This window comes from Bariatricus massiliensis (assembly GCF_900086725.1).
Classification (GTDB): domain Bacteria; phylum Bacillota; class Clostridia; order Lachnospirales; family Lachnospiraceae; genus Allocoprococcus; species Allocoprococcus massiliensis.
This window is the reverse complement of record NZ_LT574838.1, coordinates 1,251,583-1,267,200: the sequence shown is the minus strand read 5'-3', so window position 1 is coordinate 1,267,200 and position 15,618 is coordinate 1,251,583. Positions and strand designations below refer to the sequence as shown.

Sequence of the window (15,618 nt, the reverse complement as noted above, 5' to 3'; positions counted from 1 at the left end):
GGGGATACTATGATTTATATGGATAATGCGGCAACCACCATGCACAAGCCGGAGTCGGTTGCAAAAGCGGTGGCAGAGGCGCTCTGCTCTATGGGAAATGCGGGAAGGGGCGCGCATGCGGCCTCTCTTGGAGCGTCCAGAATAATATACGATACGAGGGAGAAGCTGGCGGGATTTTTTCATGCGGAGAATCCAAAGCAGATTGTATTTACAAGTAATTCCACGGAAAGCCTGAACACGGCAATCAAAGGGATTCTGGAGCCGGGAGACCACGCGGTCACTACGATGCTGGAGCATAATTCTGTGCTGCGCCCGCTCTATGAGATGCAGGACAAAGGCGTGGAGCTTTCCATTGTGAAGAGCAATCCGCAGGGAACGATAGACTATGATGATATAGAGAAGGAAATACGTGAGAACACGAAGGCGGTCGTCTGTACTCACGGCTCGAATCTTACCGGGAATCTGGTGGACATCAGGAAGGTGGGGGAGATTGCCCACCGGCATGGGGTTCTTTTTGTTGTGGATGCGTCCCAGACCGCGGGGGTATTCCCCATCGATGTGCAGGCGGATGGAATTGATATTTTGTGCTTTACCGGGCACAAGGGACTTCTGGGCCCGCAGGGGACCGGGGGACTGTATGTGCGGGAAGGGCTGGCGGTCAGACCGCTGAAAAGCGGGGGAAGCGGAGTACAGACTTACAGTAAGACCCATCCCAGCGAGATGCCCACTGCCTTGGAGGCGGGAACCTTGAACGGCCATGGTATTGCCGGGCTTCACGCGGCGCTGGAATACTTGGCAGAAGAAGGAATTGACAGCATCCGCGCATGTGAACAGGCATTGATGTGGAGATTTTATGAGGGTGTAAAGGCGATTCCGGGAGTAAAGGTCTACGGGGACTTTTCCGGAAAAGAGCGATGCCCTATTGTGACATTAAATATCCGTGATTACGACTCTTCTGAAGTCAGCGATGAGCTGCTTATGACATATGATATATCTACCCGTCCGGGTGCGCACTGTGCGCCGTTGATGCACGAGGCTCTTGGAACGGTAGAGCAGGGGGCCGTGAGATTCAGCTTTTCGCATTTTAACACAGAAGAGGAAATTGACACCGCCATTCGCGCGGTGAAGGAACTTGCGGAAGAAGAATAATTGTCCGCGGCAAGAGAGAAAGTTGTAGGAGGGACAGACATGAATTTATCAGACTCAAAGAAAAAACTGGCCATTGCGGGCGCGGTGTGCGGCCTTGTGGCGGCGGCGCTGGCATATTTCGGCAATCCGGCCAACATGGCAATCTGCATCGCCTGTTTCGTGCGTGACACGGCAGGAGCGCTGGGCATGCATCAGGCAGAGGTAGTGCAGTACGCAAGGCCGGAAATCATCGGCATCATTTTAGGCTCATTTGTGATTTCGGTGGCAACCAAGGAATACCGTTCAACGGCAGGCTCCTCGCCGATGATACGTTTTATACTGGGAATCGTCATCATGATTGGCTCACTGGTATTCTTAGGATGCCCGCTGCGTATGATTCTGCGTATGGCGGCCGGAGATTTGAATGCATATGTGGCGTTGATTGGATTTATTCTTGGTGTAGCTACCGGGGCGTTTGCGCTGAAAAAAGGCTTCAGCCTTGGCAGGGCGCATGAGACGAATAAGACCAACGGGACAATACTTCCGATTCTTATGGCAGGCATTTTAATTCTGGCGGTATGCACTACTCTGCTGAAATCCAGCGAGGCCGGACCGGGAAGCGTACATGCGCCAATTATCATCGCATTGCTGGGAGGACTCATTTTTGGTATTTTCGCGCAGAAATCAAGGATGTGCTTCGCGGGAAGCATCCGTGACGTTGTATTGATGAAAAACTTTGATCTGCTTACCGTAATCGGAGGCTTGTTTGTTGTCATGTTGATCTTCAACATCGCGACCGGAAAGTTTGTAGTAGGCTTTAACACACCGGGAATCATCGCTCATTCCCAGCATCTTTGGAATATTCTTGGTATGTATGCTGTTGGGTTTGCAGCGGTATTGGCCGGAGGATGCCCTCTGCGCCAGCTTGTTCTGGCCGGACAGGGTTCATCAGACGCGGCAGTGACTGTGCTGGGACTCTTCTTTGGAGCGGCGCTGTGCCATAATCTGGGACTTGCGTCCAGCGGAACAGCCATGAACGCAGAGACACAGGAATTGGTGATGGGAGCGGCGACACCGAACGGAAAAGTAGCCGTAATCATCTGCATCGTTGTCTGCTTTGTCATCGCATTTACGAACAAGAGAGAAGCGGCGAAGTAAGACAAGGATAGAGGATTGCGTGGATATTACATAAAAATTATGGTATAATTATTATACCGGAAAGCCACCACTTGAAAAGTAAATGGCGCTGTGCGCCGCTTCCTTTTCTGCGTTTGTGGTATTTTAGGAAAGAAGGTAAATAACATGAAGGAAGTAGATGCAAGAGGACTTTCCTGTCCAGAACCGCTTATGATGACGGCAGCAGCGTTGAAGGAGACGGACGGACCGATTAAAGTGCTGGTCAGCGAGCCGCACCAGAAGACGAATGTGGAAAAATATGCGAAAGACCACGGAAAAAAGGCGACCTCGACGGAGAAGGGCTCTGAATTTGAAATTGTGATTGAATAATGAGAAAGAAAGAGTTAAAACTGATAGTAACATTTCACACCACGGCGGATGCTATGGCGATGGAGAAAGCGTGTAAAGAACAAGGGGCATCGGGGAGACTGATACCCGTGCCGAGGGCCATATCTGCCGGCTGCGGACTTTCGTGGTGCGCGGATTTAGAGTGCAGAGATGCACTCAAAAAAGTGATGCAGAGTGTGGGAATCGAAGAAGAGGAAATGCATGAGTGCATGGTATAGCCTCGAGTTATAAGAGTAAAGGTGAACAACACAAAATACGTCAACTGTTAAAATGACAGTTGGCGTATTTTTTTCTTCTTATTAAATGTGTGCGCAGTAGAATGGTAATAATTGTAAATTGTTGACAATTGACAATCAACAATCATATTGATATACTTTAATTAGTGAAAGTGCTCAATGAAAGACAGACAGGAGACCAATTTATGGAAAAAAGAAAGAAACCGGCGATAGTGAAAACAACAATCAGAGAGCAGGTCGTAGAAGTGCTCAGGAAGAAAATATTCTCTGGCGAAATCAAACCGGGAGAACGAATCGTGGAGGCCGATGTGTCGGAGATGCTTCAGGTAAGCAGAGGCCCTATCCGTGAGGCGCTTAGGCAGATAGAAGAGGAAGGGCTGATTACTTATGAGGCTCACAAGGGATGTGTGGTAAGGCTGCTGTCCCACCGTGACATGCAGGAACTTTATTTAATACGTTCTACGTTAGAAGGGCTGGCGGTTAAGATTTATTCGGCAAGGATGAGCACGGCAGGAATTAATAAGCTCCAGAAGGCAGTCGATGACATAGCAGAGGCGGCAGAAAAGAAATCGTTGTTCGATATTGTTGAAGCGGACGAAAGATTCCATGATGCAATGGTAGAAGAGGCAGGCTGTGAAAAATTGTATCAGATGTGGAAATCATTGGGAGGTGCTAATGCGGCGACTTATTACACGATGAATACCGAAGAGCTGATGCCATATGATTATTTGGCAATCAATCACCAGTATATACTGGATCTTTTGAAAAAGGATGCAGGTGTAGATAAGGTAGTAGAAGCTGTTAGCGAACATTATATGGTTGTTCCGGAGACGTTGTACATAAAGGAACAATCCCAGAGCAATTAAAGAAAACGAAGGAGGAAGAGAGAATGCTCAAATTTTTGGGGAAGAGGTTGGCGTTTGGAATACTGACCCTGTTTCTGATTGCTACGGCCACATTTTTTCTTGTCGCAGGTGCGCCGGGAGATCCCATAGCAGCGAAAGTAGGCCAGATGCCGGAACAGGCACAGGAAATAATCAGTGCCAAGTATGGACTCGATAAGCCATTGTTCCAGAGGTATGCCCTCTACATGAAAAATCTGGTTACAAAGGGGGATTTTGGAGAATCCATTATCTACACGGGGAAGACTGCAAATGATGTTATCAAAGAAAACACAATGGTATCGGCTAAAATAGGGTTGATTGCGCTTGTATTTCAGGTATCTATCGGTCTTTCGCTTGGACTTGTGTCAGCTCTGAAAAGAGGTAAGGCGGCGGATCATGTAATCCGGGTGCTGGTGGTACTGGCAATCTGTGTGCCGAGCTTTGTGTTCGCGGCAGTGCTGCAATATTTTCTTGCCTTTAAGTGGAAACTTGTTCCTGTGTTCGGGTGGGGACAGTGGACGAATTATGTATTACCTGTAGCGGCATACGCACTGGGTGGAATTGCCTCCTACACAAAATATATGCGTAGCAGCACACTTGGGGTAATCGGAGAGGATTATATTGTGACAGCTAAGGCGAAGGGATGTACGAGCCGCAGGACATTGCGCAAACACGTTCTGCGAAATTCTTTGATACCGATTGTTACGATGGTGGGACCGGCGTTATCGGGAATCTTTGCCGGATCATTCGTAATAGAGAAGATGTTCGCCATTCCGGGACTTGGATTTTATTATGTTAAAGCCGTTTCTGACAATGATTATACGATGATCATCGGGCTGACGATTTTCTTTGCTATGTTGTTTGTAGGAGCGTTGATACTTGTAGATATTTTGTACGGGATTGTGGATCCGAGAATTCGTGTCGCAAAAGGCAGCAAATAGAGAAAGGGTGAGAGGGTTTTATTATGGAGATGGTAGAAAAAAGAACTCTTCCGCAGGAGAACGACCAGCTAGACGATCAGTTCGAGCGTATAGGTACCGAAGGGCTGTCGGGAGAAGACATTGGAGAAAAGTCCCTTACATACTGGGCGGACGTGTGGAGAAGATTCCGTTCAAACAAATTGGCTATATTTGGACTTGTCTTATTAATATTAGTTGTCCTTCTGCTGTTTGTGGGCCCGATGGTCTCAGGGCAGAATTATCAAAAGATTGAATCTGGAATGAAGAATCAGCTGCCCAGTAAGGAGCACTGGTTCGGCACAGATGATATGGGAAGAGATTTGTTTACCCGCGTCTGTGTGGGCGGCCGTGTGTCCATATACATCGGCCTGTGTTGTACACTCGTTATGTTCGTCATCGGTTCTCTCTTGGGGGCGCTCGCAGGTTTGAAAGGGGGACTGGTGGATGACCTTATTATGAGATTTTGTGAATTCCTGGGGAATCTGCCTTACTTGATCGTAGTAGTTATTTTGTCCGTTGTACTGGGAAGGAGTACCTTTTCCCTGATTTTTGCCATGAGCCTTACGGCCTGGGTGGGGACCACCCGTATGGTGCGTGGCCAGATTCTTCAGCTCAAGGAGCAGGATTATGTACAGGCGGCGAGAGCGCTGGGAGCTTCCACCGGACGTATTATTTTAAAACACCTGTTGCCGAACACGATGGGAATTATCATGGTAGATATCACGATGGCAGTTCCCGGATTTATATTCAGTGAGGCATTTTTGAGTTATATAGGACTGGGGGTAAGGCCGCCGGAGACGAGCTGGGGAGCCTTGGCTTCTTCCGGACAGATGCAGCTGATGTTTTATCCGCACCAATTGTTTTTCCCCTGCGTTATGATTGTACTTACGATTCTCTCCTTCCACTTGATTGGAGACGGATTATCGGACGCATTAGACCCGAAGCTTAGGAAATAGGAGGACGAAAGAATGGATGAAAAGATATTAGAGGTTCGGAATCTGAGCGTTTCGTTCCACACCTATGCGGGAACATCCCATGCTGTGCGTGGAGTGGATTTTTATCTTAACAAAGGAGAGACGCTGGCCATTGTTGGAGAGTCTGGATGTGGAAAGACCGTTACATCTAAGGCTATTATGGGACTGCTTCCTATGGAGCAGACAGAGATTGGCGGCTCAGAAGGTGCGGAGATACTTTTTAACGGAGAGGATCTTCTGAAGAAATCAGAAAATGAGATGACCGCGATCAGAGGGAGCAAAATATCCATGATTTTTCAGGATCCGATGACATCTCTCAACCCGACCATGAGAATAGGTGAACAGATTGCGGAGAGTATTTTAATACACAATGAAATAAGTAAAGCAGATGCTCTGAAAAAAGCGCTTGAGATGCTGGAGATGGTAAAGATTCCGAATGCTGCGCAGAGGTTGAAGCAATATCCCTTTGAATTTTCCGGTGGGATGCGCCAGAGAGCTATGATTGCGGTGGCGCTTGCGTGCAGGCCGGAGATACTGATTGCGGATGAACCGACGACAGCCCTCGATGTGACGATTCAGGCGCAGATAATGGACTTGATCGGGGAATTGCAGAAGGAGCTTAACATGGCGGTGATTCTTGTCACTCATGATTTAGGGGTGGTCGCCAGCGTGGCGGACCGGATTCAGGTCATGTATGCAGGGAAGATTGTAGAGAGGGGAAGCGTGGATGAAATTTTCTATCAGTCCACACATCCGTATACGAGGGCTCTTTTAAGTTCAGTACCCAAAATACATACAAACAACAAGGAAACCTTATATTCACTTAAGGGTACCCCTCCAGATTTGATTCATCCCCCCACAGGATGTGCGTTTGCGCCGAGATGTGAGTACGGGATGCGTATATGCAGAAATAAGTACCCGGAGACAGTGAAGTTCAGCGAGACGCAGGAGTGTTCCTGCTGGCTGCATCATCCGAAGGCAGACCACAGCGGCCTCCCTGAGAATATGGTAAGGGGGAACAGATAAGATGGCTGAAAAACAGACGTTGATTGAAGTAAGAGATTTGAAAAAGTATTTCAAAGTGGGTAAAAAACAAATACTCAAAGCGGTAGACGGGGTAAATTTTAAGATTTATAAAGGCGAGACACTGGGACTTGTAGGTGAGTCGGGATGCGGCAAAACTACATGCGGGAAGACAGTCATGGGTCTCTATCCGGCCACCGGAGGCCAAGTGTTTTTTGACGGTGTTGATATCCATGGGCTGAATAAGAAGGAGAAGAAAGAATTTACAAGACGGGCGCAAATTATCTTTCAGGATCCGTACTCTTCCCTGAATCCACGTATGACGGTGGCGGATATCATCGGGGAAGGGATTGATATTCACGGATTATATAAGGGGGAGGAGCGGAAGGAAAAAATACTGGAGCTTCTTGATTTGGTCGGTCTTAATAAAGAGCATTCTTTGAGATTTCCCCATGAATTTTCAGGCGGGCAGCGGCAGCGTATCGGAATCGCACGGGCGCTGGCGATAGAGCCGGAGTTCATCGTGTGTGATGAACCAATCTCCGCGCTGGATGTTTCCATCCAAGCGCAGGTGGTCAATCTATTGATTGAACTTCAGGAGAAGAAGAATCTGACTTATCTCTTTATTGCCCATGATTTATCCATGGTGAAGCATATTTCAGACCGTGTAGGAGTTATGTATCTGGGAAATATGGTAGAATTCGCGACCAGTGATGTGCTGTATGACAGACCACTTCACCCGTACACGAAGGCGTTGATGTCTTCGATTCCTATACCGGATCCTAAGGAAGAGAAGCAGAAAAGGAGAATTCCGCTGGAGGGCGAGATACCAAGCCCCATCAATCCAAAACCGGGCTGCCGGTTTGCGGCGAGATGCAAATATGCCACAGAGGCATGTACACATGAAACACCCGGACTTCGGGAGGTTGAACCGGAACATTTTGTGGCGTGTCATCGGGTTGAGGAAATTGGAGAGTAAGAGACGACAGAGCATATTGGCGGTAGGGAACCGTTAATATAGAAGAAGGAGGACGCATATGAAAGGAAGAACAAGAATTCTTGCAGTGTTGATGGCGGCTGTTATGGTGACGGGTTCACTTACGGCTTGCGGAGGAAAGGACAGTGGAAAGTCAGAGGGCGGTAAAAGTGGAAAGGGAGGCGAACAGGTACTTAACTATTCATACAACTCTGTTGTAGTAGGCCTGAATCCCATATTAAATACGACGGCGCCGGATAATGCCGCGCATGGCATGGTGCAGGAACCGCTTCTCAGAAACCGGACGGCAGAGAACAATACCAATGAAGTTGGGCCTGCGAGCGCAGAGAGTTTTGAGGTAAGTGAAGACGGAATGACTTATACCTTTAAGATTCGCAAGGAAGCCAAATGGAATGACGGAGTACCGTTAACGGCTAAAGATTTTGAGTATACGCTGAAACTGATGGCGGATCCTGCAGTGGCGGCTACCAATGCATGGCTGTATGACGGAATGATTGAAGGGTTCACGGAAGCGCTTTATAACGGAGGAGATCCGCAGGCAATCGGCGTGAAGGCAATAGACGATTCTACATTAGAAATTAAAATTATTCACCCGGCGGCTTATTTCCCAGAACTTATATGCAGCTTGTATCCGGTACGTCAGGATAAGTACGAAGAATGGGGAAAGGATTATGGAGTCAGTCCGGAAAAGACACTTTACAGTGGTCCGTTTGTAGTAGAGAGCTGGAACCAGAATACGGAGATGGTTCTGAAGAAGAACGAAAATTTCTGGAATGCTGAAAATACTAAATTAGATAAAATTAACTATAAGGTTATTCAGGATAATGCAACTGCAGTTCAGGCATACTTGAATGGCGAATTAGACCTTACCGGGACGCAGGACGACAACTGGGCAAAACAGATTGAGGCGGCAGGAGACTCTGAAACATTTTCAGTTCCGGCAAGTAACACAGAATTCTATATGTTCAATTTAGGAAATGAATATCTGCAGAATACAAAAATCCGTCAGGCATTAACAATTGGTTTTGATCGTGAGAATTTTGTGGAAACTATTTTTAACGGCAATGCCGTTGTAAACGAGGCCATGATTCCAGATACAACCATGGTAGGCGACAAGACATACGTGGAATTGGTCGACGGAAAGAATCAATTTGTCAAGACACTCAAGGATGAAAATCCAGATCCGAAGAAACTTTTTGAAGAAGGCTTGGCAGAGCTCGGTAAAGATACGGATACGTCAAAAGTAACTCTGCGTTATGCGACCCGTGGAACGGATGAGCTTTCTAAGAAAATCGGAGAGTACATGAAGCAGTCATGGGAGGAGACTCTTGGCATTAATATCCAGATAGACATGATGGAGTGGAATATCATGTGGGATAAGATTGAAGAAGGAGACTATGAAATCGCACAGTCAGGCTGGGGACCATACTATAACGAGCCGAGCGGACTCATGTCTATTTTTGAACCGGAGCAGGGATATTTTAATGCAAATAAGACTGGATGGAAGAATGACGACGGAAAGAAATTCACAGAGCTTTTGAATCAGGCTAAGATGGAAACGGATCAGCAGAAGCTGGCAGACATTTATCTTCAGGCAGAAGAGCTGCTTGTTAAGAATGCTGTGCTCTCACCGGTATATCAGTTGAAATCTTCAAGCTTCATCAAAAAGTATGTGAATGGCTACTATATCTCAACAAATGGCAACACAGACTGGTCAAACGTGTCTGTCGACAAGTAAACAGCAGTAAAAACGAAGGCAATCGTAAAGATTGCCTTTGTATATGGAGGGGAAAAATGTATTTAATAAAAAACGGCATCCTTCATGCCGGTGACGGAAGTATCCCGAAGCAGATGGACATTCTGACAGAGGGAGGGAAGATTAAAAAGATTGGCGAACAGCTAAGCGAAGAAGGAGCCGAGGTAATCAATGTGACGGGATGTCATGTATTCCCTGGATTTATTGATCCCCATTCCGTTATCGGCGCCATGGGTATTCCGGGCAGATATATGGATCATAACGAAGCTACCAATCCAATTACACCGGAGATGAATATCCGGTACAGCATCGATCCTGACGAGGTGAATGCCCAAGAATTCTATAAAAGTGGAATCACTGCCGTCGGGCTCACCCCGGGAAATACCAATGTCATGGGTGGGCAGATTGCGGTCTATAAAACGGCTCCTGCTAAGATGAGTGAACGGACGGTAAAGGACGGCGCCGCCTTAAAGTGTAGTGTCACAGAAGATGTGAAGAGGACATATGGGGAGCGGAAGCAGATTCCCAAGACAAGAATGGGGATTTTCTATCTCATGAAAGAAGCAATCCGTGGGGCAAAGACGACTGGGCCAGAAGAAAGAAGTACGGCACAGCAGGTAATCTGTGATGTTTTTGAGGAAAAGAAAATGCCGGTCTTTGTCGCTGCAAATACAAAAGGAGAAATTGACGGGATTCTTCATATGTTTGCGGAGGAGAAGATACAGATGTGCCTTACGGAGGCCTTTTGTTTCTCTGACTGTATCGAGGAGATGAAGAGGAGCAAAGCAGGTTTGATTCTGGGCAATATCAATAATATGTCTCAGATTGCCAAGAATAGGATGGATATTTCTCGTATACGGGAATTGGTGGACAACGGAAACCTAATCGCCTTTTCAAACACAAACGGAGGAAGTTCGGAAGGGCGTGAGGTATTCTTGTGGAATGCGATTGAGGTCTACCGTGCCGGAGTTCCGGCGGAGGAGATTGTCAAGATGATGACTGCGAATCCGGCAAAAATGCTTGGAGTCGATGATAGGCTTGGGACATTGGAGGAAGGGAAGGATGCGGACATCTCTGTATTTACGGCACATCCTGTCACTTCATATGCGGCGCGGGTGCGCCACAGCATCATAAATGGGGAGGTGATTTTCTGATGGAGCGTATCTTGATTAAGAATGGAATACTGTGTACGATGGCCGAAGACGAAGACTATCGGAAAGGGGATATCCTTATCGAGGACGGTAAGATTAAAGCGATAGCGGATTCCCTTGATGATGACGGGGCAAAGATTATAGATGCATCGAGTTATTATGTTATGCCAGGGCTTGTTGACGCACATACTCATATCGGGCTGTTTGACTTTAACGCCAGCGCTTCGGTAGATGACGCCAATGAAATGACAGACCCTGTGACGGCGGGAGTGGATGCCAGATACGGAGTGAACCCGAAGGCCAGAGAATTTGAAGTATGTTACCGAAACGGTATTACCACACTCCTGATTACGCCGGGAAGTGGAAATGTTTTTTGCGGGCAGGCATTCGCGGCAAAAACTTATGGCGACAATATTTTTGATATGACGCTGAAGGCTCCTTGTGCAGTGAAAATTGCGCTGGGGGGCAACCCGAAAAATACATATGGTGATATGAAAAGGCTGCCAATGACAAGAATGGGCGTGGCGCAAGTTCTCTGGGAGACATTCCGGAAAGCTAAGCAGTATCTGGAGGACAAGGAAAGCGGAAAAAATCCGGCATATGATGCAGATATGGAAGGAATCATACCGGCATTAAAAGGAGAGATTCCCTGCAAAATTCACTGTACGCAGTATGATATGTTGACGGCTATTGAAGTGGCTACGGCATTCGGCGTTCATTTTTCACTGGAACATGCGTGGGGAGCGACGGATTATCTGGATGAAATCGTGGAGAGCGGCTGTGACGTATGTTACGGACCCATTGCCACATACCGCTGTCCGGGGGAACGGAGAAAAATAGATGTAGAGGCAGTCAAACTTTTGGATGATAGAGGTGTCAATGTGGCGATTATCACGGATTCTCCTATATTGAGCGAGGAATCCCTTTACCACCACATCGGAGAGGCCGTCCGGGAAGGTCTTTCCCAAAAACGGGCTATGCGCATGGTGACCATCAATCCGGCCAGAATTATTGGTGCGGAGGAGAGAATCGGAAGCCTTGAGATAGGGAAAGACGCAGATATCATTCTGGTAAAAGGAAAATTAGGATTGGATACGGACGCTGAGGTTCAGTGTACAATCATTGACGGAAAGATTGTTTATGAGAAATCCTAGACGAAAGAAGGCAGGAATTCCACCTGCCTTTTTTCAGTTTTGCCAGTATCACCAGTGGTTCATTTCTCTTCGAAAGGTTTTTTTCCCGTGTAGCCTAAAATACCAGTCGCGACTAAAGTCTGCAACAGCCGGAATAGCTCTTCTATGCTCATTTCTTTTTTATTTTCATACCAATGTCCTACCAAACCTAACATAGCCGAGAACCCAAAGGCAGTCAAATAATCTAAATAGGGGTCATCCTTCGATAGCCCAGTAATGGAAAGCAGCGTGGGGCGCAGTTCTTTTTGGAGTTTTGCGGCAAAATGCGGGTCGCCCTGCGCGCTTAACAGAACATAGAGCTTATCCCCATACAGTGAGAATACATAGGAAAATGTGTTTGAAAAATCAGCGAAACTTTTGGGCAATCCCGATTTGAACTGCTGGGCTATCTGTACTTTCAAGTCCTCAAGTAATTTTTCTTCCAGCTTCTCAAGCAAATCATATATATCGGTAAAATACTCATAAAAAGTCCCGCGGTTATAACCGGCTGATTTTGTGACGGCCCCCACGGTCGTCTTGTGGATTCCTTTTTCGCAATAGATTGTCCAAAAGGAATCAATGAGCTTGTCTCTTGTTTTGGTCGTAATTTCTGATTTTTTCATAGTCCCCCCGTAATCCGACAAAGTCACTATTATTGTTGGTTGATAATTCAAAACGCCTCATATATACTTACAATACAACAGGTTGTTGGATTTTGCAAGTATAAGTAAGGAGGGATTTATTTGCCGATTATTGATGTAGAGCATCTTACTAAGGATTATGGACATGGAAGAGGTGTTTTTGATGTGTCTATTTCCGTGAATAAAGGCGAATGTTACGGTTTTCTCGGGCCTAACGGCGCGGGGAAAACGACGACAATCCGCCATCTGATGGGATTTTCGAAGCCGCAGAAGGGGAAAACCAGTATATTAGGGAAAGACAGTTGGCGTTTTGCGGCAAGCCTGCAGAACAGTATAGGATATTTACCGGGAGAAATCGCGCTTCCGTCAGATATTACAGGTACACAGTTTTTGAAAATGATGGAGAGGATGCGGGGGATTCGAAACGATGCGTATTGTAAGATGCTGCTGGAGCGGTTCGAACTTGACCCGAATATCCATACGAAGGAAATGAGTCTGGGCGTAAAGCGGAAGCTTGCTGTTGTCACCGCTTTTATGCACGACCCCGATATTTTGATTTTGGATGAGCCTACATCCGGTCTGGATCCGATTATGCAGCAAACATTTATCGACTATATCGTCTCGGAAAAGGAACGGGGAAAGACAATTTTCTTGTCTTCCCATATTTTTCATGAAGTAGACGCCACCTGCGACCGGATTGCGATTATTAAGGACGGGCGGGTGGTATCGGAATTTATCGCAAAAGATTTGAAGGAGCACAGCAATCGGATTTACCGGGTTACGTTCGGTGATGAAGAGTCATATTATAAATTCGTGTCTCTTCCTTATCAGTTCGCATCCAAGAACCCGAAAAAGAACCGTGCGCGCGTCCATGTGGATGACAGCCAGATTAATCAATTTATTTCTGATATTACCAGCCTCAACGTTATCGATTTTCATGAATTTTCTTTTACACTGGAGAGTTATTTCATGCAGTTCTATAAGGAAGACAAAGTGTTTGAGGGGGTGAAAAGATGACGGATACGGTCATTAAGATAAATCAGCTAACGAAGGATTATGGAAAAGGGCGGGGGATTTTTGATGTGGATTTAGATGTCCACCGTGGAGAAGTGTTCGGGTATGTGGGCACTAATGGCTCCGGGAAGACGACGACGATTCGGCAGATAATGGGATTTGTACGGCCGGATAAGGGACAGTCGTCCGTGCTGGGATACGACTCATGGAAGAATGCCACAAAGATTATGCAGTATGTCAGCTACATTCCGGGAGAAATCGCATTTCCTTCGCTGGCTTCCGGTACAGATTTCCTGAAGCTGCAGGCAGAATATCAGGGTGTAACTGATTTCTCCTACATGAATCATGTCATTGAGCTGCTTCAACTTGATCCGACTGCCAATTTGAAACGCATGTCAAAGGGGATGAAGCAGAAAACGGCTATCGTGGCAGCGCTGATGGCGGACAAAGAAATTCTTGTGATGGATGAACCCACAACCGGACTGGATCCGCTCATGCGGGACGCCTTTTTGAATCTGGTAAGAGAGGAGAAGGAAAAGGGGCGTACTATTTTTATGTCCAGCCATATCTTTGAAGAGATAGAAGAAGTGTGTGACCGTGTAGCGATGATTAAAGACGGTCATATTGTGGACACTCTGGAGCTTTGGCAGCTCCGGCATTGGAAGACAAAAACATTCCGTATTTATTTCTCTTCTAAGGAGGAACTTGCCAGATTCACCGAGGCATTTAGGTTTGTGATAGGGAAAAAAGAGGCGCAGCTTTGCTGTACCGTTGAAATGCCTGTCGAAGAAACAAGCCACTTATTCCATATATTAAAAGATTATCAGGTGTCTTCTCTGCGGGAAGAACATTTGAGCTTAGAACAGTATTTTATGCAGGTTTATCAGAAAGGAGCCAATAAAAATGGGAAATGTTAAGAAGGAAACGAGGTTTTTTTCGGGAACTTTGATGAAGCAGAATGTGAAATCAAATTATGTCTTGGTAGTGGCTATACTTGTCATTATGATTTTGATGTGTGTCGTCACTAATTTTGCCAAGAGTATGATAGGCGCCGACAAGTCAAGTGCAGATGTGACCGATGCACAGCAGGAGTTTTATTCATATCTGTATGTAATGGCTTCTTATAATGACATGGCCCAGACTGCATTGTCCTATGATGATTTCGAGAAGGCTTCTGACAAATCCCAATATGAAGCGGCTTTCGAATTGATGAACCAGCAGGCGGATATGGAGTTGAGTGTAGAAGGGCTTGAGCAGGCGGCGGCAGAGTTGAAGCAATCGGATATTTCTTTGGATACTTACGTGCATCAATTCGAATATACCTATGCGCTTGGGCAGGTAAAAGGCTGCTTTAGCGGCGAGGAGCTGGATATAGAGGATATGATGAATACGATGTTTGAAGTGATGGGAGTTCCGGCTGACCTTGTTGAAAATATGAGTGAGATGGATATGACATCTATGCTGGACCAAATGCATTTTACGGTGATGGCGATTCTGCCAATGCTTCTGTTCATTGTGTTTGCGTCCAATTCGCTGCTGGTGGATCAAGTGGACCAAGGCTCCATGGCGTATGTGCTTTCTACTCCGACAAGGCGTTCTGCGGTGGTCATCACACAGGCGGCGTTTCTGCTCATCGCTCCATTTTTAATTCTGACCGTGACCTGTGCCGCAAGAATTATCTCCACCTTTGTAATCTTTGGAGAGGCCGATGTGTTAGAAATTATCGTATTGTATGTGGGAATGTATATTTTATTGGAGGCGATAGCCGGTATTTGTTATTTGGGAAATTGTATATTTAATCAGAGCAAGAAGGCGATGGCATTTGGGGGCGGGCTTTCGGTATGGTTCTTTATAGCCTCCTTGATGGGAATGTTTGGCTCGAAGAATATGGTAGACTCCGGTATGGGTGTCGAGGCACTGGGAATCTTTAATAGACTTACGCTGATTGGGCTGTACGATATTGAATCTATCAGTACGGTGGGTACAGATTCGCTGAATACTGCGTTTATATGGAAACTGGGCATACTTGCGGCAATCGCGGTTATTTGCTATGTTGCCGGGGCAATCCGTTTTCAGAAGAAGGATTTGCCTTTATAATGATATTGGGAGACAGTGGCACGTGCGAGTCACTGTCTCCCTTGTTTATGGTTGTGGATAGA

General features: G+C 46.5%; 16 protein-coding genes. 15 read left to right on the top strand and 1 reads right to left on the bottom strand.

Going from position 1 to position 15,618, the window contains the following annotated elements; genetic code table 11:
- The first annotated feature begins 9 nt into the window (after positions 1-9).
- The 12 genes from BN6465_RS17665 (at position 10) to BN6465_RS17610 (ending at position 11,786) form a co-directional block, all read left to right on the top strand.
- Positions 10-1,149 (top strand): aminotransferase class V-fold PLP-dependent enzyme, encoded by a 1,140-nt coding sequence (locus BN6465_RS17665; RefSeq protein WP_082891767.1) that lies wholly within the window; start codon positions 10-12, stop codon positions 1,147-1,149.
- Between the two features lie 39 nt (positions 1,150-1,188).
- Complete coding sequence (gene yedE, locus BN6465_RS17660; RefSeq protein ID WP_066737664.1) at positions 1,189-2,286, top strand: YedE family putative selenium transporter; 1,098 nt, start codon at positions 1,189-1,191, stop codon at positions 2,284-2,286.
- Positions 2,287-2,430: 144 nt separating this feature from the next.
- A complete protein-coding gene (locus tag BN6465_RS17655) occupies positions 2,431-2,634 on the top strand; it encodes a sulfurtransferase TusA family protein (protein ID WP_066737662.1) in 204 nt (67 codons plus the stop codon).
- Positions 2,634-2,870 (top strand): DUF3343 domain-containing protein, encoded by a 237-nt coding sequence (locus BN6465_RS17650; protein ID WP_066737660.1) that lies wholly within the window; start codon positions 2,634-2,636, stop codon positions 2,868-2,870. Before BN6465_RS17655 ends, BN6465_RS17650 begins: the two co-directional genes overlap by 1 nt.
- Positions 2,871-3,073: 203 nt before the next feature.
- Complete coding sequence (locus BN6465_RS17645) at positions 3,074-3,754, top strand: GntR family transcriptional regulator (protein WP_066737658.1); 681 nt, start codon at positions 3,074-3,076, stop codon at positions 3,752-3,754.
- A 23-nt stretch (positions 3,755-3,777) separates the two neighbouring features.
- A complete protein-coding gene (locus tag BN6465_RS17640; RefSeq protein WP_066737657.1) occupies positions 3,778-4,713 on the top strand; it encodes an ABC transporter permease in 936 nt (311 codons plus the stop codon).
- A 23-nt stretch (positions 4,714-4,736) separates the two neighbouring features.
- Positions 4,737-5,687, top strand: coding sequence for an ABC transporter permease (locus BN6465_RS17635; RefSeq protein ID WP_227183500.1), 951 nt, complete (start codon positions 4,737-4,739; stop codon positions 5,685-5,687).
- 12 nt (positions 5,688-5,699) lie between these two features.
- Positions 5,700-6,731 carry an ABC transporter ATP-binding protein gene (locus BN6465_RS17630; RefSeq protein ID WP_066737656.1) on the top strand — a complete coding sequence of 344 codons (1,032 nt, stop codon included), beginning with the start codon at positions 5,700-5,702 and terminating at the stop codon, positions 6,729-6,731.
- A gap of 1 nt (position 6,732) precedes the next feature.
- Positions 6,733-7,707: an ABC transporter ATP-binding protein gene (locus BN6465_RS17625; RefSeq protein WP_066737655.1), complete on the top strand. Its 975-nt coding sequence runs from the start codon at positions 6,733-6,735 to the stop codon at positions 7,705-7,707.
- Positions 7,708-7,765: 58 nt separating this feature from the next.
- Positions 7,766-9,463, top strand: a complete 1,698-nt coding sequence (locus tag BN6465_RS17620) for a peptide ABC transporter substrate-binding protein (protein ID WP_066737654.1) — start codon at positions 7,766-7,768, stop codon at positions 9,461-9,463.
- Between the two features lie 56 nt (positions 9,464-9,519).
- On the top strand, positions 9,520-10,635 hold the full coding sequence (locus tag BN6465_RS17615; RefSeq protein ID WP_066737652.1) for an amidohydrolase family protein: 1,116 nt from the start codon (positions 9,520-9,522) through the stop codon (positions 10,633-10,635).
- Positions 10,635-11,786, top strand: coding sequence for an amidohydrolase family protein (locus BN6465_RS17610; RefSeq protein ID WP_066737650.1), 1,152 nt, complete (start codon positions 10,635-10,637; stop codon positions 11,784-11,786). Before BN6465_RS17615 ends, BN6465_RS17610 begins: the two co-directional genes overlap by 1 nt.
- 59 nt (positions 11,787-11,845) lie before the next feature.
- Here the strand turns inward: BN6465_RS17610 and BN6465_RS17605 are convergent, their stop codons facing one another.
- Positions 11,846-12,427 carry a TetR/AcrR family transcriptional regulator gene (locus BN6465_RS17605; protein ID WP_066737648.1) on the bottom strand — a complete coding sequence of 194 codons (582 nt, stop codon included), beginning with the start codon at positions 12,425-12,427 and terminating at the stop codon, positions 11,846-11,848.
- Positions 12,428-12,547: 120 nt separating this feature from the next.
- On the opposite strand from BN6465_RS17605, the gene BN6465_RS17600 reads away from it, so the two are divergent.
- Genes BN6465_RS17600 through BN6465_RS17590 form a run of 3 tightly spaced genes read left to right on the top strand, consistent with a single transcriptional unit; the run spans position 12,548 to position 15,556 of the window.
- Complete coding sequence (locus BN6465_RS17600) at positions 12,548-13,462, top strand: ABC transporter ATP-binding protein (RefSeq protein ID WP_066737646.1); 915 nt, start codon at positions 12,548-12,550, stop codon at positions 13,460-13,462.
- Entirely contained in the window at positions 13,459-14,376 is a 918-nt protein-coding gene (locus BN6465_RS17595) for an ABC transporter ATP-binding protein (RefSeq protein WP_066737644.1), read from the top strand. Before BN6465_RS17600 ends, BN6465_RS17595 begins: the two co-directional genes overlap by 4 nt.
- The gene (locus BN6465_RS17590) at positions 14,363-15,556 is read left to right on the top strand and encodes an ABC-2 transporter permease (RefSeq protein ID WP_066737643.1); all 1,194 of its coding nucleotides are present in this window, start codon (positions 14,363-14,365) and stop codon (positions 15,554-15,556) included. Before BN6465_RS17595 ends, BN6465_RS17590 begins: the two co-directional genes overlap by 14 nt.
- The last annotated feature ends 62 nt before the right edge of the window (positions 15,557-15,618 follow it).